General features: G+C 70.9%; 19 protein-coding genes. 4 read left to right on the forward strand and 15 right to left on the reverse strand.

The annotated features are described in order from the left end of the window. Positions 1–106: 106 nt before the first annotated feature. From AB0C28_RS17235 to AB0C28_RS17270, 8 genes are read right to left on the reverse strand one after another with little or no spacing between them, the layout of a single operon-like run. A complete protein-coding gene (locus AB0C28_RS17235) occupies positions 107–1,129 on the reverse strand; it encodes a sugar-binding transcriptional regulator (protein WP_346109519.1) in 1,023 nt (340 codons plus the stop codon). Then, a complete protein-coding gene (locus AB0C28_RS17240) occupies positions 1,119–2,714 on the reverse strand; it encodes an FGGY family carbohydrate kinase (protein WP_358075407.1) in 1,596 nt (531 codons plus the stop codon). The genes AB0C28_RS17235 and AB0C28_RS17240 overlap by 11 nt, the downstream gene beginning before the upstream one ends. Next, a complete protein-coding gene (locus tag AB0C28_RS17245) occupies positions 2,698–3,651 on the reverse strand; it encodes a transketolase C-terminal domain-containing protein (protein ID WP_357836224.1) in 954 nt (317 codons plus the stop codon). The genes AB0C28_RS17240 and AB0C28_RS17245 overlap by 17 nt, the downstream gene beginning before the upstream one ends. Further along, entirely contained in the window at positions 3,648–4,613 is a 966-nt protein-coding gene (locus AB0C28_RS17250) for a transketolase (RefSeq protein WP_358075410.1), read from the reverse strand. The genes AB0C28_RS17245 and AB0C28_RS17250 overlap by 4 nt, the downstream gene beginning before the upstream one ends. Further along, positions 4,603–5,589, reverse strand: a complete 987-nt coding sequence (locus AB0C28_RS17255) for a TIM barrel protein (RefSeq protein WP_357836219.1) — start codon at positions 5,587–5,589, stop codon at positions 4,603–4,605. The genes AB0C28_RS17250 and AB0C28_RS17255 overlap by 11 nt, the downstream gene beginning before the upstream one ends. Continuing rightward, positions 5,586–6,515 (reverse strand): nucleoside hydrolase, encoded by a 930-nt coding sequence (locus tag AB0C28_RS17260; protein WP_358075413.1) that lies wholly within the window; start codon positions 6,513–6,515, stop codon positions 5,586–5,588. Before AB0C28_RS17260 ends, AB0C28_RS17255 begins: the two co-directional genes overlap by 4 nt. 51 nt (positions 6,516–6,566) lie before the next feature. Continuing rightward, complete coding sequence (locus tag AB0C28_RS17265) at positions 6,567–7,880, reverse strand: hypothetical protein (protein WP_358075415.1); 1,314 nt, start codon at positions 7,878–7,880, stop codon at positions 6,567–6,569. Continuing rightward, the gene (locus AB0C28_RS17270) at positions 7,877–9,226 is read right to left on the reverse strand and encodes a pectinesterase family protein (protein ID WP_358075418.1); all 1,350 of its coding nucleotides are present in this window, start codon (positions 9,224–9,226) and stop codon (positions 7,877–7,879) included. Before AB0C28_RS17270 ends, AB0C28_RS17265 begins: the two co-directional genes overlap by 4 nt. 382 nt (positions 9,227–9,608) lie before the next feature. Here AB0C28_RS17270 and AB0C28_RS17275 point away from each other — a divergent pair, with 382 nt between their 5' ends. From AB0C28_RS17275 to AB0C28_RS17290, 4 genes are all read left to right on the forward strand, one after another. Beyond that, complete coding sequence (locus AB0C28_RS17275; RefSeq protein WP_357836208.1) at positions 9,609–10,877, forward strand: sugar ABC transporter substrate-binding protein; 1,269 nt, start codon at positions 9,609–9,611, stop codon at positions 10,875–10,877. Beyond that, the gene (locus tag AB0C28_RS17280; RefSeq protein WP_357836206.1) at positions 10,874–11,803 is read left to right on the forward strand and encodes a sugar ABC transporter permease; all 930 of its coding nucleotides are present in this window, start codon (positions 10,874–10,876) and stop codon (positions 11,801–11,803) included. Before AB0C28_RS17275 ends, AB0C28_RS17280 begins: the two co-directional genes overlap by 4 nt. A 6-nt stretch (positions 11,804–11,809) precedes the next feature. Further along, the gene (locus AB0C28_RS17285) at positions 11,810–12,628 is read left to right on the forward strand and encodes a carbohydrate ABC transporter permease (RefSeq protein WP_357836203.1); all 819 of its coding nucleotides are present in this window, start codon (positions 11,810–11,812) and stop codon (positions 12,626–12,628) included. A gap of 61 nt (positions 12,629–12,689) precedes the next feature. Further along, positions 12,690–13,571, forward strand: a complete 882-nt coding sequence (locus AB0C28_RS17290; protein WP_358075421.1) for a nucleoside hydrolase — start codon at positions 12,690–12,692, stop codon at positions 13,569–13,571. Between the two features lie 31 nt (positions 13,572–13,602). On the opposite strand, the gene AB0C28_RS17295 is transcribed toward AB0C28_RS17290, so the two are convergent. The 7 genes from AB0C28_RS17295 to AB0C28_RS17325 all read right to left on the reverse strand — a co-directional run bounded on the left by AB0C28_RS17295 (position 13,603) and on the right by AB0C28_RS17325 (position 21,284). Beyond that, positions 13,603–15,534, reverse strand: a complete 1,932-nt coding sequence (locus tag AB0C28_RS17295) for a DUF2075 domain-containing protein (protein ID WP_358075424.1) — start codon at positions 15,532–15,534, stop codon at positions 13,603–13,605. Positions 15,535–15,627: 93 nt separating this feature from the next. After that, a complete protein-coding gene (locus AB0C28_RS17300; RefSeq protein WP_358075427.1) occupies positions 15,628–17,508 on the reverse strand; it encodes a DUF2075 domain-containing protein in 1,881 nt (626 codons plus the stop codon). Positions 17,509–17,725: 217 nt separating this feature from the next. Next, the gene (locus tag AB0C28_RS17305) at positions 17,726–18,805 is read right to left on the reverse strand and encodes a LacI family DNA-binding transcriptional regulator (protein ID WP_357836191.1); all 1,080 of its coding nucleotides are present in this window, start codon (positions 18,803–18,805) and stop codon (positions 17,726–17,728) included. Positions 18,806–18,911: 106 nt separating this feature from the next. After that, entirely contained in the window at positions 18,912–19,553 is a 642-nt protein-coding gene (locus AB0C28_RS17310) for a DivIVA domain-containing protein (protein ID WP_357836188.1), read from the reverse strand. Next, the gene (locus AB0C28_RS17315) at positions 19,550–20,671 is read right to left on the reverse strand and encodes a globin domain-containing protein (protein WP_346111205.1); all 1,122 of its coding nucleotides are present in this window, start codon (positions 20,669–20,671) and stop codon (positions 19,550–19,552) included. Before AB0C28_RS17315 ends, AB0C28_RS17310 begins: the two co-directional genes overlap by 4 nt. Then, entirely contained in the window at positions 20,672–21,046 is a 375-nt protein-coding gene (locus tag AB0C28_RS17320; RefSeq protein ID WP_358075430.1) for a group 1 truncated hemoglobin, read from the reverse strand. It lies immediately after the preceding gene. Between the two features lie 106 nt (positions 21,047–21,152). Then, entirely contained in the window at positions 21,153–21,284 is a 132-nt protein-coding gene (locus tag AB0C28_RS17325; protein ID WP_357836182.1) for a hypothetical protein, read from the reverse strand. Positions 21,285–21,590: the final 306 nt, after the last annotated feature.

Consider the following 21,590-nt stretch of genomic DNA (forward strand, 5'->3'; position numbering starts at 1 on the left):
CCGTCTCATGGCACGAAGAAGGCCGCCGTGCGCGGCGCACGACGGCCTCGATGGATAGGCACCCGGTCCTGGGGGACGCCCAGGACGGGCGCCGGATGAGACAGGGTCAGTCTTTGAGCAGCTCCTCGGCCACGCCCACGTCCGTGATGAGCGTGTTGACCCAGCCGCCCTTGAGCGCGGCCCTGATCGCGGCCGTCTTGCGCCGGCCCCCGGCGATGGCGATGCGCCGCGGCACCCGCAGCAGGTCGGCGGCGGGAATGCCGAGAATGCGCTCCTCCAGCGGCGAGTCGATCAGCCGCCCCTCGGCGTCGAAGAAGCGCAGGCAGACGTCGCCCACCGCGCCGAGCCCGCGCAGCGTCTCCAGCTCGTCCTCGGAGATCGCGTTGCCGCTCTCCTGCAGCAGCGGCGACGGGTTGAGGCTGCCGATCCCCACCAGCACGGTCGTCAGCCGCGACCACGCGTCGACCACCTGACGTACCACGTGGTCGTCCGACAGCGCCTGCCGCGCCACCGCCGAGCCGACCAGTCCGGGCGCGGGCAGGAAGACCGGCTCGGCGCCGGTCAGATCCGCGAGGTGGGCGGCCAGCCTGGTCGCCTGCACCTGCGCTGAGCCCTTGCCCACACCGCCGATGAGCTGCACGACCTCCTCGGCCACCCGCACAGGACGGCGCTGCATGGCCTCCACGGTGGCCAGCAGGCTCGCGCTCCACGACGAGATGCCGAGGTGCTCGCCGCCGATCAACGTGGCGTCGAGATGGGTCGCCCCGGCCGAGCCGAGCGCGGCCACCACGTCGTGGTTCTCGCCCGCCGCGTCCACGACGATGATCTGCTCCACGCCGTACTTGCGTTCGAGGTCCTCCTCCAGCAGCGCGTGCACGCCGCTGGGCACCACGACCACCGTGCGCACGATGCCGATCTCCGCGGCCTCCTTGAGCAGCCGCGACACCCGCGGCTGCGAGATGCGCAGCTGCGCGGCGATCTGCGGCTGCCGCACGCCGTGCTCGTGATAGAGCCGGGCGACGCGCACCAGCAGCCGCATGCGCTCGGACTCCTGGCTGAGCCGGCGGCCGCTGTATCTCACGGGCTCGCCGACGGCACGGCCCTTCTCGAACTGACCTTCAGCTCCCACGATCGCTGGCCTCCGCTTCGGCTCCGCCGCTCTTGCTGGTCCGGTGGCGAGCCCGGGCCACTGCCGAGTGCCATTGTGCTAGGGCTTGGCGCCGCTCGCACACCGCGAGAACGGGTGTGTAGCGCCGGCCGTGGCGGGGCAGCCCGGACAGCTCCCGGCGGGACCATACACCGGATGCCGCCCCGGCCAGATGCGCGGCGCCGAGCGCCGACAGCTCCGGCCGCCGCGCGACCCGCACCGCGTGCCCGCTCACGTCGGCCTGCCACTGCATCAGGTCGGCGTTGGCGGTGGGCCCGCCGTCGGCCAGCAGCTCCTCGACCGGACCGGCCGCGCGCTCCATGGCCGACACGACGTCGCCGACCTGAAGGCCGATCGAGTCGATCGCCGCCCTCGCCATGTCCTCCCTGCGGGTGTCGAGGCCGAAGCCCGTCATGACCGCCTGCGCACGGTCGTCCCACCACGGTGCGCCGAGGCCACCGAACGCCGGCACGATGTGCAGCCTACCCCGGCGGCCACGGGCCGCGAGCCGCGCCAGCTCGCCTGGCTCCGTGCCGAGCACCCCGGCCAGCCAGGTGATCGTGGCGCCGGTGGACAGGACGTTGCCCTCCAGGGCGTACGCCGGCTCGCCGTCGTCCCATCCGATCGTCAGGCACAACTCCTCGCCGGCCGCCGCCTCGGGTTCCGCGAGGCCCATGACGGACGAGCCGGTGCCGTACGTGACCTTGACCCGGCCCCGCCGCCCCGCCGCGTGCGCGAACAGCGCGGCGTGCGAGTCGCCGAGCACCGCCGAGACCGGGATCCCGGCCAGCGACGGATGCAGCCCGCCCGCGCCGGCGTGCTCCCCGGTGGAGGCGACCACGCGGGGCAGCGTTTCCACCGGCACGCCGAACAGGGCGAGCAGCTCGGGGCTCCACGCCCGCCGCCGCACGTCGAGCAACTGGGTACGGGACGCGCAGCCCACCTCGGCGACGTGCCCGCCGCCCAGCCGGTGCAGCAGCCACGAGTCCACCGTGCCCAGGCACAGCTCACCCCGCGCCGCGCGGCCCCGGCCTGGGTCGTGCCGGTCGAGCAGCCAGGCCGCCTTCGCCGCCGAGAACATCGGGTCCAGGGGCAGGCCGCTGATCCGGCGGACCCGCCGGGCGGCGCCCTCGGCGGCCAGCCGGGCACACAGCTCGGCGCCCCTGCGGTCCTGCCAGCTCACCAGGGGTCCCAGCGGCTCGCCCGTGGCGCGGTCCCAGAGCAGCACCGACTCGCGCTGCACGCTCAGCCCGACCGCCGCGACCCGGCCGCCCGGCGGGAGCCCGGCCAGGCACTTCGCCACCGCGTCGAGGACACCGCGCCACAGCTCCTCGCCGTCCTGCTCGACCCGTCCTGGGCCCGGATCCCGCCGCGAGAGCGGGGCCGAGGCCACGGACACCGGCTCGCCCGAGGTGTCGACGAGGATCGCCTTGGTCGCGCTCGTGCCCTGGTCGACCCCCAGCACGAAGGCCCCGCCACGGGCGGCTCGGCCGGCGCCCGGATCAGCGCCCTGACCGGCGATCCCGCCGTCGGTTCGATCGGCGGCCCCGTCAGATGTGCTGGTCAAGGCCCAGCACCTCCAAGGCCGACCTGGCGATCCCGGCCGCGGTGAGCCCGTAGTACTCCAGCAGGAACTCCGTCTCCCCGGTCGGCGCGAACGTACGGGGACCGAGCAGCCGCATCGGCACCGGCCGCGTCTCCAGCACGACCTCCGCCACCGCAGCCCCGAGCCCGCCGGTGGGCACCGCCTCCTCGGCCGTCACGACCGCCCCGGTCTGCCGCGCCGCGGCCATGATCTCCTCCCGGTCGAGCGGGGAGATGGTGGACACGTTCACCACCCTGACCTGCACCCCGTGCTCGGCCAGCAGCGTGGCCGCCTCCAGCGCCCGGCTCACCAGCGTGCCGGTCGCCACGATCGTGGCGTCCACGCCCTCGCGCAGGCGCACCGCCCGGCCGTAGGTGAAGGCGGGGCCCTGCGGCGGCGACACGTCCGGCACCGGGAACCTGCCGATCCGCAGGAACACCGGCCCCGGCGTCCGCGCCGCCCACCGGATCGCCGCCCGCGTCTGGGCCGGGTCGGCGGGCACGATCACGGGCAGGTCCGCGATGGCACGCAGCCACGACAGGTCCTCGGTCGAGTGGTGGGTGGGCCCCAGCGCCCCGTACGAGAGCCCGGGGCTCATCCCGCACAACTTGACGTTCGCCACGCTGTAGGCCACGTCGGCCTTGATCTGCTCCAGCGCCCGCGCGGTCAGGAACGTCGCCGCCCCGCACACGAACGGCACCAGCCCCGCGTTGGCCAGTCCGGCGCCGATGCCGACCATGTCCTGCTCCGCGATGCCCACGTTGACCAGCCGGTCCGGGAACTCCGCGGCGAAGCCGCCCAGCTTGCTCGACCCCACCGAGTCGTTGCACACGGCCACGATCCGGCTGTCGGCGCGGGCCAGCCGGACGAGCTCCTCGGCGAAGGCGTCCCTGCAGTCGTGCCGCTCCTCGACGATCAACGCAGTTCCTCTAGCGCGAGGCGGGTCTGCTCGGGGTCCGGCACCCGGTGATGCCACTCCACCCGATCCTCCATGAACGACACCCCTCGTCCCTTCACGGTCCTGGCGATCACGCAGCGCGGCCGGCCGGCGCGTGGCGCGGTGACGGCGTCCAGCAGCGCCAGATGGTCGTGACCGTCCACCTCGACCGCCTCCCACCCGAACGCCCGCCACTTGTCGGCCAGCGGCTCCAGGCCGTTCGTCGCGCTGGTGCGCGCGCCCTGCTGCAGCCCGTTGCGGTCCACCACGGCGGTCAGCGAGGCCAGCTTCCTGTGCCCGGCCGTCATGGCGGCCTCCCAGTTGCTGCCCTCCTGCAGCTCGCCGTCGCCCAGCACCACGACCGTCCTGGCCGCCGAGCCGCGCAGCCGCAGGCCCACCGCGACGCCCACGCCGACGGGCAGCCCGTGGCCGAGCGGGCCCGTGCTGGTCTCGACGCCGGGCACCGCCCTGCGGCTCGGGTGGCCGCTGAGCGGCGACAGCGGGGCCGCGAACGTCCGCAGCCGCTCGGCGGGGAAGAAACCGCAGGTCGTGAGCGTGGTGTAGAGGGCCACCGAGCAGTGTCCCTTGCTCAGGATGAACCGGTCGCGCTCGGGCCAGTCCGGGTCGGCAGGATCGACGCGCAGCACGGCGCCGTACAGGGTGGCCAGGATGTCCGTCACCGACAGGTCGCCGCCGGCGTGGCCGAGGCCCGCGCCGCTGATGGTGCCGATGACGGTACGCCGGATCCCGGCCGCCAGCGCCGCCAGGGCGGCGGCGGAGGCGGCCCGGTCGGAGTGCGCCAGCCGCTCGCGCAGCCGGCGCCACTCGCCGATGGCGTCCTGATCGGGCCGCAACCCGCCGCTTCCCGTCCGCGCTCCCGTGGCCGCCGTTCCGCCGGAGGCCGGGTCGGCGGGTGTCGTGATCGTCGTGTCGCTAGGTCGCACGTGCCATCCCGATCGCCGACCAGAGGAGCGCCTGCGCCGCGAGGGCGTCCTGCCGTTCCTGGGCGTCCTTGAGCGCGTCCAGGTCGATCCGGTCGCACACCTCCTCCAGCGCGCGGATGGTCCTGATGCTCTGCGAGAGCGCGCGTACCGGATCCTCCCTGAACGGGAACTGGTCGAGCAGCACCGGCTCGCTCCACCCGATCCGCCGCACCGCGAGCAGGTATTCGATGGTCTCGAACAGGTGCACCGAGGCGACCGGCAGGTCGTCGTCCCAGCCGCGCCAGTTGTCGTTCAGCTCGACCGAGACGAGCTTGCCGCGCCGGTGCACGAGCTGCACCGCCTCGGCCGGCGTCTCCCCGGCCAGCAGGGAGTGGCCGAAGTCCATGACGATGCCCACGTTGGGCTGGCCCGACTCGTCGATGGCCAGCAGCGTACGGGCCGCGTCGGCGAGCGTGATGCGCACCCGCGGCTCCTTCGCCTTGTACTCGATGGCGAACCGCACGTCGGGATGGGCGGAGGCGAGCTCGCGCAGCGCGTCCACGGTCAGCTCCCACAGCCGCGCGTAGTCGGCCTGGCCGGGCAGGTCGAACCCGTCCTGACCGGGCCAGAACTTCACGTAGTCGGCGCCCAGCTCCCGCGCCACCGCGACGGCCTCGTGCACGCGCTCGGCGGCGCGCCGGCGCACCGCCGGATCGGGGTTGGTGAACGCTCCCTTCACGAACTCCCGGGTGTAGAGGTGCGGGGTGATCGCCCTGGCCCGCAGCCCGCGCTCGGCCAGCGCCCCGGCCAGCTCCGACGCCTTGGAGATCCCGTCGGCGAAGGGCACGTTGATGTCCAGGCATTCCAGCCCGTCCACGGACGCCGCCAGGTCCAGCATCTCCGTCATGGTCCTGGCGGGGCCGTAGCCGTCGGTGGCGTACCTGTCGACGATCTGCCCGAACGCCCATATCCCCGCGCCGAACGTCAGCGCACTCATGGTGCATCGCCTCCTGTTGTGTGATGTGCCTGGCGCCCGGCGAAGGCGCGCAGCTTCGCGAAGAAGTCCTCGTGGATGAACCGGGCGTCGATCGAGTCGTACGTGCGGATCGGGCGGTTGGCGGCGGAGAAGTCGAGGCCGCCGTCGAAGCGGAAGTTCGGCGCGGGCCGCTCGACCCAGGTCCCGCAGTCGGGGTGCAGCATCAGCCCGATCGCGGGGGAGTCGCCGAGCACGCGGAACTCGATCGACCCGCCGTGCTGCCGCTCGTTCCACTCGACCAGCTGACGGACGAGGTACTCGCCGATCTCGCCGCACGGGGCGACCTTCTCGTCCAGCTCGGCGTAGCCGACGGCCATCATCCGGTACGTCGGCGCCGGGATCTGCCAGACCTTGACCGCCGAGGAGAAGACGATGTTGGCCGCTACGATGTCGTTGGACAGGTTGAACTCGGGCCTGCCGTCCTGCGGGCCCCGTCCGTCGTATCCGCCGCCGCCGATCCAGATCACGGTGACGTCCCGCTCGGCGATGCGCGGTTCGAGCAGCAGGGCCGCGGCCATGTCGGTCAGAGGGCCGAGGAAGGCGACGTAGAGCGGCTCGGCCACGTCGCGCAGGGCCTCCTCGATGATCAGGTCCACGCCGGGGGAGCGGACCGGGGTGTCGGCGTCGGGCAGCGCGTACGGCACCCCGTCCGCCACCGGCACCCGGCCGTCGAGCTTCATCAGCCGCAGCAGCAGCTCGATTTCCTCGCGGCTTTCCTCCAGGCTCCGCCTGGTGCGCCGGTTGCCGAAATGCGCGGGCACCAGCCCGCGAATATCCAGGCTCGGGGAGAGCAGCGCGTGCACGATGGCGAATTGGTCGTCAGCCTCGTTTTTGGCATCGGTGTCGACGATCACTCTGCGCCGGTGGGAAAACGTCCTGCCCGCCATGGGCCCTCCCGAGCGTGAATAACTATTCAATACTGTATCTATATTCCGATATTAGGTTGTGACATTTGCCGTGTCAAGATCCCAGAGGATGAAGGAAAGGGCGTGCGGCGAGATCGTGTGGTCGTCGTGCGTGGCGTCCTCCAGCAGGTCCCACCGCCCCCGCTCGGGCCGCCCGCCGGCCAGCAGCCGCACCCGGTCGCGCACCGGGGCCTGATAGACCCGGTGGCTCACGCCGTTGAAGCAGCACTCGTCGAACCGGTTGAGTATCTGCACCTGGCCCCGGTTCGCGCCGATCGAGGCCATCACGTACATGTCGAGGAAGTCGTCGGAGCTCGCGGCGTAGAAGCCGGGGAACGCGGCCTTCGTCTGCTCGAAATCGCCGATCGTGGGGCTCGGCTTCGGCGAGGCCGGCCGCAGGAAGAACGGCAGCGAGCCCGCCACCGGGTAGCTGCGGGTGATCCGGGGGTCGAGCGCCGCGTAGACGGTCGTCGTCCAGCCGCCGCCGGACAGCCCGATCATCTCGACCGACTCCGGCCGGTACGTCCGCTCCGTGTGGTTGAGCGTGACCGTGAGCGGCTCCAGGAAGAAGGTCAGCGTGGAGAACTCCGCCGTCTCCCACGGGACGAGCTCGCGGTGCGAGGGCGGTGGCAGCATGGTGCCCGGATCGTTCGGGTCCTCGATGCCCTGCGCGTTCCAGTGGTGGAACGGCATCGCGTACACCATGACGCGGTAACCCCGGTCGAGCAGGGCCTGCGTGGTGCGGATCATCGTCTCGGGCGGCTCGCCGTGGCCGTTGTGGTACAGCGCCAGGCGGCGGTTCCAGCCCTTGCGGGGGAGCAGGTCGTACACCTTGGCGGTGACCTGATACCTGAGCGGGACCGTCAGCAGGTCGATCCGGCGCACGCCGGTGAGGTCCTTCAGCTCCGCCGGGGCGGCCACGCCCGTCTCGACCCGGGGCAGGGTCCTGGGCGGGCCGGCGCCCTTCCAGATGTAGCCGGCCATGGCCGCGCGCCTGGCCTCGATGTCGCCGGCCGACGCGATGCCGATCAGCGGCTCGATGTCGACGCCGGCGACGGCCGGGGGCAGGGTCTTGTACTCGGGGCCGAACCTGGCCGCCGCCTCCTGGTTCACCGGGGCCACCGGGCGGGGGGCCGGCTTGCCGCCGGTGCCCGTTCTGCCGGCTCCGGTCTCGATGGCCTGCGCCGCCGCGGCCGGCGCGGCGGTGGTGACCAGAGCGGCGCCGATCCCGCCCAGCACGCCCCCCAGCACCCTGCGCCTGCTCGCACTCACGCCCGCGTCCCCGCCCGCACCGGCGCTCGCGCCCGCACTTATGCCCGTCTCCGGGGTGTTCTGTCCGTTCGTCACTTCGCCGCTCCGTCCGCCGATTCGGGGTTCCAGCCGCCCAGCACGTACGCCGGGTCGCTCCACTGAGCCGCCTCGGCGTCGGTGAGTTGCCGGGAGCAGGGCAGCCGCTGCGAGAGGTCGACCGGCTCGCCGTCCAGGCCGGTGCTGCGGTACTCCCAGAACGAGGCCGACTGGGCCTGGGCGCAGTCGTTCGGGTCGATCTGCCAGCCCACCGGCGCGATGTGGGTGTCCATCTTCGTGTCGATGAACACCGCCTGGCTGTGGGTGAACCGCCACACCGCGGCCCGGCTGAGCATCACCGACCCCACCGGCACGCCGGGCGCCTGCGTCAGCCGCGTGCGCACCAGCACGATCCCCGGCCGCGTCTCGTCGTTGCGGCTCTGCGTGATGTAGCCGGAGTCGGTCGACTCCAGCACCGAGTCCTGGATGAACACCGTCCCGGTGCCCCAGATGAAGTCCGTGTCACCGCTGATGCGGCTGTCGGTGACGAACCCCTTGCCCTGGAGCCGCAGCGTGTCCTGATTGCTGCGCAGATCCACCCGTTCCAGGACGATGCGCTCGTTGTTCCCGCGGAACGCCTCCGCCTGCGACCCGCCGTCCGGCGTCGTGTTGTGCACGGTGAGGTCGGCGAGCCGGAAGTCGGCCGCGTCCACGCCGAACGTCTGCCGCCAGCAGTTGTGCAGGTCCGAGGTCTCCAGCACGCGGCGCGGGCACACGTCCGCCGGGCCGCCGTCGGCCAGCGCCTTGTCGCCGTTGCGCAGGTCGTTGTTCGGGTACGCGATCACGGTGCGTCCCGCGCCCGCGCCCTTCACCGTGAGGTGCGGCCGGTCCTCGCGGACGTACACGATCTCGGTGTAGACGCCGGGCTTGACGTCGATGGTCACCGGCCGCCGGTTCCCGGTCGGCACGGCGTCGATCGCGCCCTGCACGGTGCAGAAGTCACCGTCGCCCGCGGCCGAGACCTTGAGGCGGCGGGGGTCGCCGTGCGGCGGGCGCTTCCTGGTCCTGAACCGCCAGTCGCCCGGGTCGCGCACGCCGTCCCATCCGGGGAAGACGCCGGGATCGACGGTGACGTAGTACTCCTCGCCGTACTCCAGCGGGTGGTGCGGGTGGACGGAGGCCCGCGTGCCGTCGATCATGATCGACTCGTACGAGAAGTCGTGCGGCAGCCCCGTGTCCGAGACGGCGGCGCCGATGTTCTTCCTGTCGGTCTTCGCCGTGGCCGCCTCGACGCGGTCGGCGAGGGTGCCGTCCGCGCGGCGGATCTCGATCGCCCCCGAGGCGCCGAGCGCGGGCGCGCCGCCGGGGAAGGTGCCGGGGAAGGTGATCGTCAGCGGCGCGTCCACGCACGTCCCGCCGCCTCGCCCGGGGACCGAGAACCGGGGGCCGCCGCCGGAGGCAGCCGTCGTCTGGGAGGTGGGGGAGGACGGTGATGTCGCAGGTCGCTGGGGTGCGGAGGAGGACGCGGACGCCGTGCCGGGCGGCGTCCCTAAGGCGAGCGCGGTCACCGCCGCCGTCACGAGAACCGGGATCTTTGCCTTCACATTCGGCCTCTCTATGCGCGAATGGATAGTTGGCTTTGAATATATATGTAGACCTGCTGACAAGATCGGTCAAGGGTGATGAGCCTTGTCTGTGCCCGCACCTTCGTGGCATGCTGTCGGCCACGCCTGAAGTGACACGTGTAGACTCCGGGAACGACCTGGTCAGCGGCCAGAAGGAGCAGCCATGAAGAAGAGCCTGGCCCTCATGAGCCTCCTGGCCGTGCTCGCGGCGGCCGGATGCGGATCGGGAGACGCCGGCGCGAACACGCTCAGCTTCCTCGGCCCGGAAGATCCCAAGACGTTCCAGCCGGTGATCGACGGCTTCGAGGCCAAGCATCCCGGGGCCCGGATCGCGTACACGCAGATCCCGTTCGACCAGCTCAACAGCACGCTCCAGCAGCGGCTGGCGGCCGAGGACGAGACCATCGACGTCTACACCGTCGACCAGCCGCGCGTCTCCGCCCTCGCCGCCCGCGGCTTCCTCGTGGACCTCAGCGACTGGAAGGAGCGCGTCAAGCAGGCGGCGCTGCCCGCCCAGTACGACGTCAACGAGTTCAGGGGCAAGCTCTGGTCCGTCCCCATCTGGACCTCCGACCAGTTTCTCTTCTACAACAAGACCCTGCTGAAGCGGGCCGGCGTCACCCCGCCGTCCAGCGACCCCGCCGAGCGCTGGACCTGGGAGCGTACGGTCGAGGCGGGCAAGCAGGCGCAGGCCAGGGGCGGAGCCCAGTGGGCGCTCATCCCCGAGCAGATCGAGCAGTACTACCAGCTCCAGAGCCTGCCCGAGTCGCTCGGCGGCGGATCCGGCATCACCGGCGCCGACATGCTCACCCCCGCCCTGACCACCGACGGCTGGCTCAAGGCGATGACCTGGTACCGGGACCTGTTCGCGGGCGGGCTCGCCCCGCGCGGGGTCGGCTCGTTCCAGACCTCGCCGCTGTTCACCGAGGGCAAGGTCGCCTTCTTCGCCGGCGGGCCGTGGGACGTCGGCACGTTCGGGGCGGCCGAAAACCTGGACTGGGGGGTGGCGCCGTACCCCTACTTCGAGGGCGGCAAGCAGGTCACGCCGACCGGCTCGTGGTCCTGGGGCATCAACCCGGCCTCCAAGAAGCAGCGGCTGGCCCGCGAGTTCCTGGAGTACGCCGCCCTCGACCCCGAGGGAAACCTGCTGACCACCAAGGCCAGCCCGATCATCCCGGCGAACCGGGCGGCCTTCGAGAAGTACGTCCCCACCCTCGACGCCCTCGCCGGCGAGAAGAGCAGAGGCGCGGGCGCGATCCTGACCTACGACGCCGATCACACGGCCGTGGCGCGGCCCCGTTCGGTCGGCTACATCCAGTTCGAGGACATCATGACCAAGACATTCGCCGACATCCGCAACGGCGCCGATCCCAAGCCGCGGCTGGAGCAGGCCGCGCGGGAGGCCACCACCGCCTGGGCCCAGCTCCGATGACCACCCCACCCCCCACCCCGCAGTCCTCCATCCCGGGGCGACCCGACGCCCCGAGGAGGCCCCGGCTCGCCGACCGCCCGGCGGCGGTCGCGCTGGCCTTCCTCGCCCCCGCCCTCGTCGCCCTGCTCGTCCTGCGCCTCCTCCCGGCCGGGATCGCGTTCGTCAGCAGCCTCAACCACACCAGCCTGCTCACCGGCGAGACCTACTTCGTCGGCCTGCGCAACTACGCCACGCTCTTCTCCGACCCCACGTTCCTGCAGAGCGTCCGCGTCACCCTGCTGTTCAGCGTGATCGTCAACCCGCTGCAGATCGCCGCCGCCCTCGCCCTCGCCGTCCTGTTCACCCGGCGCTTCGCCGGCGTGCGGTTCCTGCGCGTGCTGGTCATCCTGCCGATCGCCGTCCCGCCCGCCGTCTCCGCGGCCGTCTGGAGCGTCGCCTACCGCCCCGACGGCCTGCTCAACTCCCTGCTCACCGTGCTCGGCCTCCCGCCGCAGCCCTTCCTCACCTCACCCGGCCAGGCCCTGTGGTCGCTGATCGTGCTGCTGTCGTGGATCGGTGTCGGCTACTGGATGATGTTCCTCATCGCCGGTCTCCAGGACATCCCGATCTCCCTGTACGAGGCCGCCGCCATCGACGGCGCCTCCGCCTGGCGCCGCTTCTGGCACGTCACCCTGCCGCTGCTGCGCCGGCCGCTGGCGTTCGTGCTGGTGGCCGACACCGTGGCGAACTTCCTCGTCTTCGCTCCCGTACAGATGCTGACCAACGGCGGCCCGGAGGGCTCCACGAACGTGACCATGTACGACATCTTCACCCGCGCCTACACCGTGGGAGACCTGAGCCTGGCCCAGGCCGAGGTGATGCTGCTGGTGCTGCTCGTCCTCGCCGTGGTCGTCGTCCAGTTCCGGCTCCTGCGCGGGAAGGACTGAGCCCCCGTGTCCAGACGCCTCTACACCCTGCTCGCCACGGCCATCGGGCTCGCCTTCGCGCTGCCGCTGCTGTGGGCGCTGTCCAGCTCGCTGCGCGGCGGGTCGGAGATCTTCCAGCACATCTCGCGGCTGTCGTGGGAGACGCTCGTACCGGCCTCGCCCACGCTCGCCAACTACGGCGCCCTGGCCACCGGCACCTTCGGCCGCGCCATCCTCAACTCCCTCTTCGTCGCCCTGGTCACGGTGGCGGCCGGCCTGCTCATCTCGGCCGCGGCGGCGTTCGGCCTGTCGGCGCTGCGCTTCAAGGGACAGGGGGCGCTGTTCGCGATCGTCGTGCTCAGCTTCCTCATCCCGTTCGACGCCATCGCGATCCCGCTGGCGACCCTCTTCCGCGACTGGGACCTCACCAACACCTACGCCGGCCTGATCCTGCCCGGCCTCGGCCACGGCCTGGCCATCTTCCTGCTGCGCCAGTTCTTCCTCGCCATCCCCGGCGACCTGGTGGAGGCCGCCCGCATCGACGGCCTGGGCTGGTTCGGGGTGTTCGCCCGGATCTACCTGCCGCTCTCCCGGCCCGCCCTGGTGAGCGCCGGCCTGACGCTGTTCATCTTCCAGTGGCAGTCGTACGTCTGGCCGCTGCTCATCGGCACCGGCACCGACCACCAGCTCGGGCCGATCGCGCTGGCGAACATGCGCGGCCAGTTCACCATCGACTACGGTCAGCTCTTCGCCGGCTCGATCGTGCTGACGGTCATCCCGCTGCTGATCATCCTCCGCTTCCAGCGCCACTTCACCCAGTCCATCGCCACCACCGGCCTCAAGTAGCGTCCCGGCGGGGACGGCAACGCTGACTCGACCACCCATACTCATTCCACGAAAGGTCTCCATGACTGCCCGGACCCCCACCCACGTCGTCTTCGACACCGACATCGGCTCCGACGTGGACGACGCGCTGGCACTCGCCGTCCTGCTCGGCTCGCCGGAGGCGGACCTGCTCGGTGCCACCACCGTGTACGGAGACACGCTGCTCAGGGCCCGCCTGACCAAGCGCCTGGCCAGCCTGGCCGGCCGCTCCCTGACCGTCGTCCCCGGCGCCGCCGAGACCCTGACCGGCAGGCCCGTCTGGTGGGCGGGGCACGAGGGCCGGCTGTTCAGCGACCTGGACACGGAGACCGCCGACCCGGGGGACGCGGTGGCGTACCTCGTCGACCGGGTCACCGCCGCGCCCGGCGAGGTGGACGTGGTCGCGGTCGGCCCCCTCACCAACATCGCCAAGGCGATCACCTCCGCTCCCACCTTCGCCCGCGACGTACGGCAGCTGTGGATCATGGGCGGCCGCTTCGACGTCGCCGAGCCCGAGCACAACCTCAAGTGCGACCCGGAGGCGGCGGCCGTCGTCTTCGGCTCCGGCGCGCCGATCACGGTGACCGGCCTGGAGATCACCACCACCGTCCGGCTGGACGCCACCGACGTCGCCGCCATCGCCGCGGCCGGACCGCTGGGGGAGGCGCTGAAGGCGGAGATCGAGCAGTGGTGGCGGTTCTGGAACGAGGAGTGGAACTGCCCGCACGACCCGATCACGGTGCTGACCCTGCTCGCACCGGACCTGTTCACGTTCAGCCCGGAAGGCCGGGTGACGGTGGAGCCGGACGGGACCAGCAGCTTCGCAGCAGGAGGCGGCCGCACCCGCATCACCACGGCCGCGCCGGCGGAACGAGTGGCCCAGGAGATCGTCCACCGCATCATCTCCGCCACCACCCCGGCCTGACCGACGTCGCCGGCCCTTTCCGGTCAGCCGGTCAGGCCGGCGGCCCGTCCACGAGCTTGTGTAGGAACTCCTGGGTCTCGGAATCGACCGCGTAGAGCACCACCCCCGCGAGCCCTCGGGTCAGGAGCACCTTGTAGGTGTTGCGGACGAGCCGGTCGAACTGCTCGTGGGTCACGGTCGACTTCGTCAGATCCTTGTCGTGGCTGCCCGCGCGGTCGGGGACCATCCGCCCGCCGCGAGCGAGGAGATCGGGCCCGATGATCACGCCGGCCCAGTCGAACTCCAGCCCTTGGGCGGTGTAGACGCAGCCGACCTGGCCGAAGCCGCCCGGGGAGGTCGCCCAGATGTGACTCGGCGGCGCCTGCCCGACCCTGGAGGTGCTGTTGGCGTTCCAGGGACGTTCCCAGCCGTCGATTTTCACGTCGGGGACCAGGCTCTTGTCCGCGTTCGGTTTGCTCCACGGCCAGCAGTAGCCGGCGGTCATCCGCGCGGTCCAGCCGTCGGCGAGCTTGGCCCCGAGCACGGACTCCATGTGGGCCGGCGACTCGGCCACGATCACCTCGAAATTCTCGTCCCCTTCCCACGGCTCGGGCAGGGCGTCGCCGTCCCACTCCGCGTCCTCGCCACCGAGACCGAGCAGCCGCCGGACCCACAGGTCGTAGGCGACACTGCCGCCGCACCGCCACTGACCTTCGAGCGAGATGTGGTGGTGGCGCACGTTCAGCCGCTGGGCGTGAGCCTTGATGGCGGCCAGGGTGCCCACCTCACCGGGCTTGACCACCTGATGTTCGTCGAGGAAGAAGACAGGCACCCGGGCGGCGTTGATCAGGTCCTCGATCTGCGGGTTGTCACTGCACTTCTCCCTGCGGAAACGGTCGAAGGACTTCAGCCGGGCGCGATGAGCCTCGTCGGCGATCAGGATCTCGGCCTCGTTGGGGCGCGCCTGCGCGAAGTCGTTGAAGTACCTGAAGAGGTTCCGCAGCTCTTTGTCGCCGCCCGTGACGAAGCGGCGCATCGTCTCGGTGAAGGCCCTGGACCCGGTGGCGTACCACGTCTTGCGCTTGTCCTGGGTCATGTGGCGCAGGAGCTCCATGGCCACCGCGGTCTTGCCGCTGCCGGGACCGCCGGTGATGGTCACGACGCGTTTGGTGTTCGCGGCGAAGGCGCTCTCGACCGCGTGGCGAACGATGTCGAACGCCGTCTGCTGCTGGTCGAGGAGGATGAAGGCGTCCCGGCCCTTGAGCACCTCCGCGGCTTTCTTGAGCAGCGGCTGATTCGGCTGGACCCGTCCGTTGAGCAGTCGCTCCGCCGCCTGCCGTCCTTCGCCGTCACCGAAGCGGCCGCTGAGGTAGTCGATGAACGCGCTGCGCTCCGTCTTCGTGTAAAGCCGCACGTTCTCGTCCAGGGCCAGCTTGAACAGGTCGCGCACGCTGTGCCGGGTCGCGTTGTGCAGGTAGACGACGCCTTCCACGGCTTGCGGATCCCCGTCCAGCGCGCTGCAGTTCTCCACGAGCCGGCGGCGGTAGCCGGACACCTGGATGACGGGATGGGTGTCGTACTCGTTCCGGCTGCCCGGCACGACCACCAGCTTCTCGTCCTCCTCGTACAGCTCGGCCTCGCTCCACTGCTTGAGCTCGACGACCACGAACAGATCCTTGCCCGTGCGCCGATCGGTGCCGGCGAGCACGGCGTCCGCCGAACTGCGCCTGTTGTGGGGCATCGGATATTCGAGCATCACCTCGATCCGGCCGAGCCCGGCGTCGCGCAGGTCCCGGACCAGCGCGGACACGCTGTTGGTCCACGCCCGCAGCTGGCTCTTGGTCGCCGGTCGCCCCGTCTGACGCTTCGTCGCCTCGGCGAGCGAGGCGGTGAACGCCTTCTCCATCTCCGAGGTGGGCGCCGTCAACGCGGCGAAGAGCTGGTCCACCGACCCCACGTAGGCGGGTGCGGGTGGCTTGGCCATGCGATACCCCCAAGGCACGAGTGATTCGTGCGGTGTGGGGGCGTGTCCGGATCACCGGAAGCCCGTCGGGCCGCTTCTGACAGTGGTGCTGAGCTATGCGGCGGGCAGCAGCCGCCTCAGGAACGTCTGGGTCTCGGCGTCGGCCGAGTAGAGGAGAGTGCCGAGCATTCCGCGGGTCAGCAGGACCTTGTAGGTGTTCCTGATCAAGCGGTCGGCCTCCTCGTCATCGGTGCCGCGAGTGAGAGCCGGGTCCCTGCTCGACGCTCTGACCGTGATCAGCCGGCCGTTCCGCGCGACCAGATCGGGCCCGATGATCACGCCGTTGTAGTCGTACTCGAAGCCCTGAGCCGTGTAGACGCAGCCGACCTGCTCGAAACCGCCGTCCATGGTCGCCCACAGCGCGCTCGCGGGAGCCTGGCCCACAGCTCGGTCGCCCTTGACGTTCCAGGGGCGGGTCCAGTCGCCGATCCTGACGTCGTGGACGAGCGTGTCGTCCTTGCGCGGCTCGCTCCACGGCCAGCAGAAACCGGCCGTCATCCGAGCGGAGTAGCCCGCGTCCAGCTTCGAGCGGAGCAGGTCTTCGAGTCTCCGGGGCGAATCGACCGCGGCGACCGTGAAGTGATCGTCCCCCGTCCACACTTCGGGGAGGCCGGGTCCCAGCCCGAGCAGGCGCAGCACCCAGTTCTCGTAGGCGCGGTTGCCGCCGCAGCGGAACTGCTCGTCGAGGGAGATCTCCTGGACGCGCACCCCGCGAGCCCGCGCGTGCGCCCTGATCTCGGCGACGGTGCCCATCTCCCCAGGCCGTACGACCTGATGCTCGTCGAGCAGGAAGACCGGCACCCGCGCCGCGTCGATGAGCTCGTCGATCTGGCGGCGGTCGCCGCGCAGATGGGCGGCGGTGTAGCGGGTCTGCGAGGTCTCCCGGATCCGATGGGCCTCGTCGCAGATCAGCACGTCGAGGTCGTCGGGACGGGCCTTCGTGAAGCCGTTGAAGTATTTGAACAGGCTCTTCACCTTCGACGATCCCCTGCCAGGCACCCGTCGCAGCGTCTCGGTGAACGAACGGGACCCGGTGGCGTGCAGGACGGCTCGCCCCTGCCGCGACAACTCGCCCAGCAGGGATAGGGCGATGACGCTCTTGCCGCTGCCCGGCCCGCCGGTGACGATGACGACCTCCTTGGCACCCGCCCGCCGTGCCCGCTCGACGGCGTGCTGGACGAGTTCGTAGGCCAGACGCTGCTCGGCGAGGAGGACGAACTGCTCCCGTTCCTTGATCTCCTGGGCCGCGAGCGCGAGCAACCGCTTCGACGGACGGATCGTACTTTCGAGTAAGCGGTCGGCGGCGTCGGTGCCGGGTCGCGGCGCGAACTGGTCACGCAGGAACCGGAGGAAGTCCGCGCGCCGGCTTCTGGAGAACATCCGGGCCCGCCCATCGCCCGCCGCCGGGTACAGATCCCGTACGTCCGGGTCGGCCGCGTTGTGCAGGTACGCCACACCGGTGAGGGCGTCGTCGCGCCCATCGAGCACCTCGGTGAAGTCGGCGAGGTAATCGCAGTAGCCCTGCACCTGGAGCGCCGGATGCAGCCGGGGAGCGCCCGGCCATCCCTCCACCAGCACGAGCTCGGGATCGTCCTCGTACAGCTCAGCCTGGCTCCACTGCTTGAGCTCCACCACCATGTAGGCGTCGCGCCCGGTGTGCGGGTTCACGCCCGCGAGCACGACGTCGGCGCGCTTGCTGGTCAGCGGAAGCTGGTATTCGATGAGCATCTCGACCGCGCCCAGCCCGGCGTCGAGCAGGTCACGTGCGAGCACGGGAAGGCTGCGGTCCCAGGATCGCGACTCCGCGGGGGAGGGGCTGATGTGCGCGGTCCTCCCGAGGTGCTCCGCGATGGCCTCGCTGAGCCGCCGCTCGGGGATCGAAGCACTGGTCACGAGCTTGACCAGGCTTTCGGCGGAGTGCCGAAACGCCGTCACGGACCTACCCCCAGGCAGCACGAGAGACTCGTGCGGTATGGGGGCGTGTCCGGAGATCAGCCGATCCGCGGAAGCCCGTCGGGCCGCATCACTACGACAGGCAGATTACCTCGATCGACCGACGTTTTCCCGCGAAGGCGGCTCGTCGCTCCGCGGGGCCGGATCGCCTCTCACTGAGCAGTCTTCGGCCGGGATCGGGGCGGCATGGACGTGGGGTTCAGCGGTGGAGGCGGGGTTCCGGGCAGCCGCAGGAGCCTCGGGTGACCAGGGTGGCGGAGAAGATCTCCGTCAGGGGCTCCTCGTTCTCCTTCTCGATCGCCGCCACCAGGGTTTCCGTGGCGCGGCGGGCCATCTCGGCTATCGGCTGGCTGATCGTGGTCAGGCCGGGCACCGTGTACGCCGCCTCCCTCGCCCCGTCGAACCCCACCACCGCCACGTCCTGCGGCACCCGGAGCCCGAGGTCGGCGGCGGCGCGCATGGCGCCGATGGCCTGGGTGTCTATGGAGGCGAACAGGGCCGTGGGGCGCTCGGCCGAGGAGAGCAGGCGCAGCGCCGCGTCATAGCCGCCCTCCAGGCTGAACTCCCCCTCCGCGATCAGGTCGTCCGCCCTCAGGTCGGCCGCCGTCGGTTCGGCCGGGGTGAGCGGGCTCGTCGCCGGTCCGGGCGGGAGGAGGGCGGACTCGCGCAGGGCTCGTCGCCGGCCGATGGCTCTGAGGCGGACGGGGGTGATGTCGAGAGGGCCGCCGATGTAGCCGATCCGCCGATGGCCGTGCTGGACGAGGTGGCGGGTGGCCTGGTAGCCGCCCTCCTCGTCGTCCACCGCCAGCCGGGAGAAGTGGGGCGGCGCCGTATGGTCGATGGTGACGACCGGGACGCGGCCCCGCATCTCCTCGGCCCGCTCAGGCGTGATGGGTACGCGCATCAGCACCAGCCCGTCCACCTGGTGCTCCATGAAGCGCCTGACGTAGCCCTCCGCCCGCATCGGGTCCTCGGCGGAGTTGCCCAGCAGCACCGAGTAGCCCCGCTGCCAGGCCACCTCCTCGCAGGCCCGGGTGAACTGGCTGAAGAACGGGCTGGTGCCGCCGGTGTTGCCGGAGGCGATCACGCCGATGGTCCACGTACGGCGGGCACGCAGCGACCTGGCCACCGCGTTGGGCCGGTAGCCGAGCTCCGCCACCGCCGCCAGCACCCGTCGCCTGGCCGCCTCGGAGACGGGCTTGGGCCCGTTGTTGATCACATAGCTGACCACGGCGGGGGAGGTGCCCGCCAGGCGCGCCACGTCGTTGCGCGTCACCATGCTCGTCCCACCCCGGCTCTCACGAGCACAGCTTACGGTCCACCGGTCCCTTCAGGGCCGCGCGAGGTGAAGCCGGGCCGTCCAGGCCGCGTGAGGCTGTGCCGGCTCAGTCCTGGCCCGATGAGGAGTACGCGGCGGGCCGGCCCGTGTCCGGGAGTTTGCCGAGTTTGTTCACCTCGTTCGTCAGCCCTTCCAGCACCGCCCGCAACTGTACCTGCGTGACCTCCGCGAACGTGCGCAGGTAGGCGATCCGCCGTTCGAGTTCCTCGGCGTCGGCCGACTGCTGCGCGCCGCTCGACCGGTAGACGTTGACCGCCTGGTTGCCGGCCTCCTCCGCCCGCTGCTGCGCCTCGTGCAGGATCTGCTCGTACTGGTGGCGCGCCTGGCCCACCAGGCGGCGGGCGTAGTCCTCGGCCTCGGCGATCTGGGCGTCGGCGGTCTGCTGGGCGCGCGACAGCAGGTTGACCGCGTCGACGTTCAGCTTCTTGGCGCCGGAGTTGTCGACGTCGGTGCCGCGTTCCTTGTACCAGTTCTTCAGCCGTTCGACCTCGGCGCGCAGGTCGGCCTTCTCCATGTCGCCGGTGGCGATGTCGTCGGCCACGCGATACAGGAAGGCCCGTACCTCGTCCTCGCTGTATCCGCGGTGCCCGAGCTTGGTGCGGGAGAAGTCCTTGTTCCGCACGCGATCAGGGGTGAGGCGCCGCTGGTCGTTCGACGGGCGCTCTCCCCATGGCGTCTCTGCCGTCACGGCTCCCTACCTCCAGCTGTGGTGAACTCGTCGAAGCGGATCAGCTCGGGCGGCACGCCGGCGTCGAGGAGCCGGGCGACGGAGTTCTGCACCATCTCCTCGGAGCCGCAGACGAAGACGTCCTGGCCGCGCCACGCCTTCAGCGCGACGTCCACGGCGTGGCCGTGCTCACCGCTGTAGAAGGCGTCGCGGGACACGACGGGCACCACGCTCAGCCAGGGGTTCTCGGCCTCCATCTTGGACAGGGCCTCGAGGTCGTACAGCTCGCGGGAGGTCCTGGCGCCGACGAAGAGGCGGACGCCCCGGGGCGGGCCCTCGTACGCCACCTGCTCGACCAGCGCCTTGAGCGGCGCCAGACCGGTGCCGCCCGCGATGAGCAGGAGCTCTTTGGACTGGTTCTGGCCGAGCGTCAGCCGGTCGCCCACCGGGGCGCCGACCTTGAGGATGTCACCGCGCTGCGCCCCGTGGACCAGGGCGGTGCTGACCACGCCGCCGTCGACCACGCGTACGTGCAGGTCGATCGTGTTGTCGCGGCGCGGGGCGTTGGCGAAGGAGTAGAAGCGCCACAGCTTCGGCCGCAGCGCGACCGAGATGGAGGCGGACTGGCCGGCGCGGAAGGCGTACTGGTAGTTCAGGCGGGCGCGGATGACCGCGATGCCGGGCGCGCGCTCCTCGTGCAGGATGATCTCGCCCTCCCACCAGGGAGGCGTGACGGCTGAGGACTCCTCGGCCGCCTCGGTCATCACCTTCGCGACCAGCCCGTACGCCGCCGTCCAGTCACGCGCCAGGGCCGGCGTCCAGCGGTCGCCGAGGAAGTGCTCCAGCGTCGCGAGCAGCGCCTGCCCGACGGCCGGATAGTGCTGGGCGACCACGGCGAACTTGCGGTGGTCGCGGCCGAGCTGCTGGAGGAACGGCACCACCTCGTTCACCCGGTCGACGTTGCTGACGACGTGCCCCAGCGCGTTGACGAGCCGGTCGCGCTGGGTGGCCATGGACACCGGGAACAGGGCGCGGGTCTCCGGGTACATGAGGAATAAGGCGGAGTAGAAGAACAGCGGCACCTGGTCACCCGACTGGGCGACCAGCTGCCAGCTGCCCTTCAGGGCTTGCGTGTCCACTTATCCCGCTGCCCCTACGGGCTTTTCCACGATGGAGCCGCGCACCTGGCCCAGCACGGTGGCGACATGCTCGATGAGGCCGTCGTCGGCGCCGAAGTCCTCGCGCAGCACGGTGACCAGGATCCGGCCGACCCGCTCGTAGTGCTCGCCGGTGACGCCCATTCCGCGGTGGGCGTCGCCCAGGTCGTGGCCTTCGTAAACTTCCGGGCCACCGAGGACGGAACACAGCAGCATGACCATGTGCCGCTTGAGCCGGACCATGTCGACGCCGTCGAAATACGGCTTGAGCTCGGCGTCGTCAAGCACGACCACATAGAAGCGGTCGACCACGTCGCGAATGGTCGAAGCGCCGACCTGCTCGTAGTACGAAGCCATGAGAACTGCAAACCTCCTGAATGAAACGACATTTTCCTGCGTATCAACGCGCGGTTAATTCGCCGGTTCTGTGGTGTCGCCGAAATCCCTTCCGACTGGACTCTCCTCAGTCGGGTGCCTGGGTACCCTCCTCGGCGGAAGCCTCGACCTTGAGGCGTACGCGGGTTCCGGGCCAGGCCCGTACGCTCATGACCTCGCCGTCGCGGCGACGACCGCGTCTGGTCCGAGTGCCATTCATGCCCCCATGATGCGGACTCTGCGCCGGGCCCTTACCTGTGCCGGCTCTTAACCACCGGATTTTCCGAGCACGTGAAGATGTGTCAGAAACATTAGGGGGTGAGCAGACCGCCCGCAACCCGTATGGAGACGGCAATGGCCGGTTTTCGGCCGGCCATTCCGTCTTTCGCGGCTATTCCACGCGGAGGGCTCGATACGGTCGGTTCGGGGAAGAAAGCACGCGCCATGGGTTACCGAATGCGCGCGTCCGGCCGCGAAACGTCAACATTACCGTGCGGCCGGACCGGGAAACGTCACGCGATTCGGC

The organism is Nonomuraea sp. NPDC048892, from assembly GCF_040649735.1.
Taxonomy (GTDB): Bacteria; Actinomycetota; Actinomycetes; order Streptosporangiales; family Streptosporangiaceae; genus Nonomuraea; species Nonomuraea maheshkhaliensis.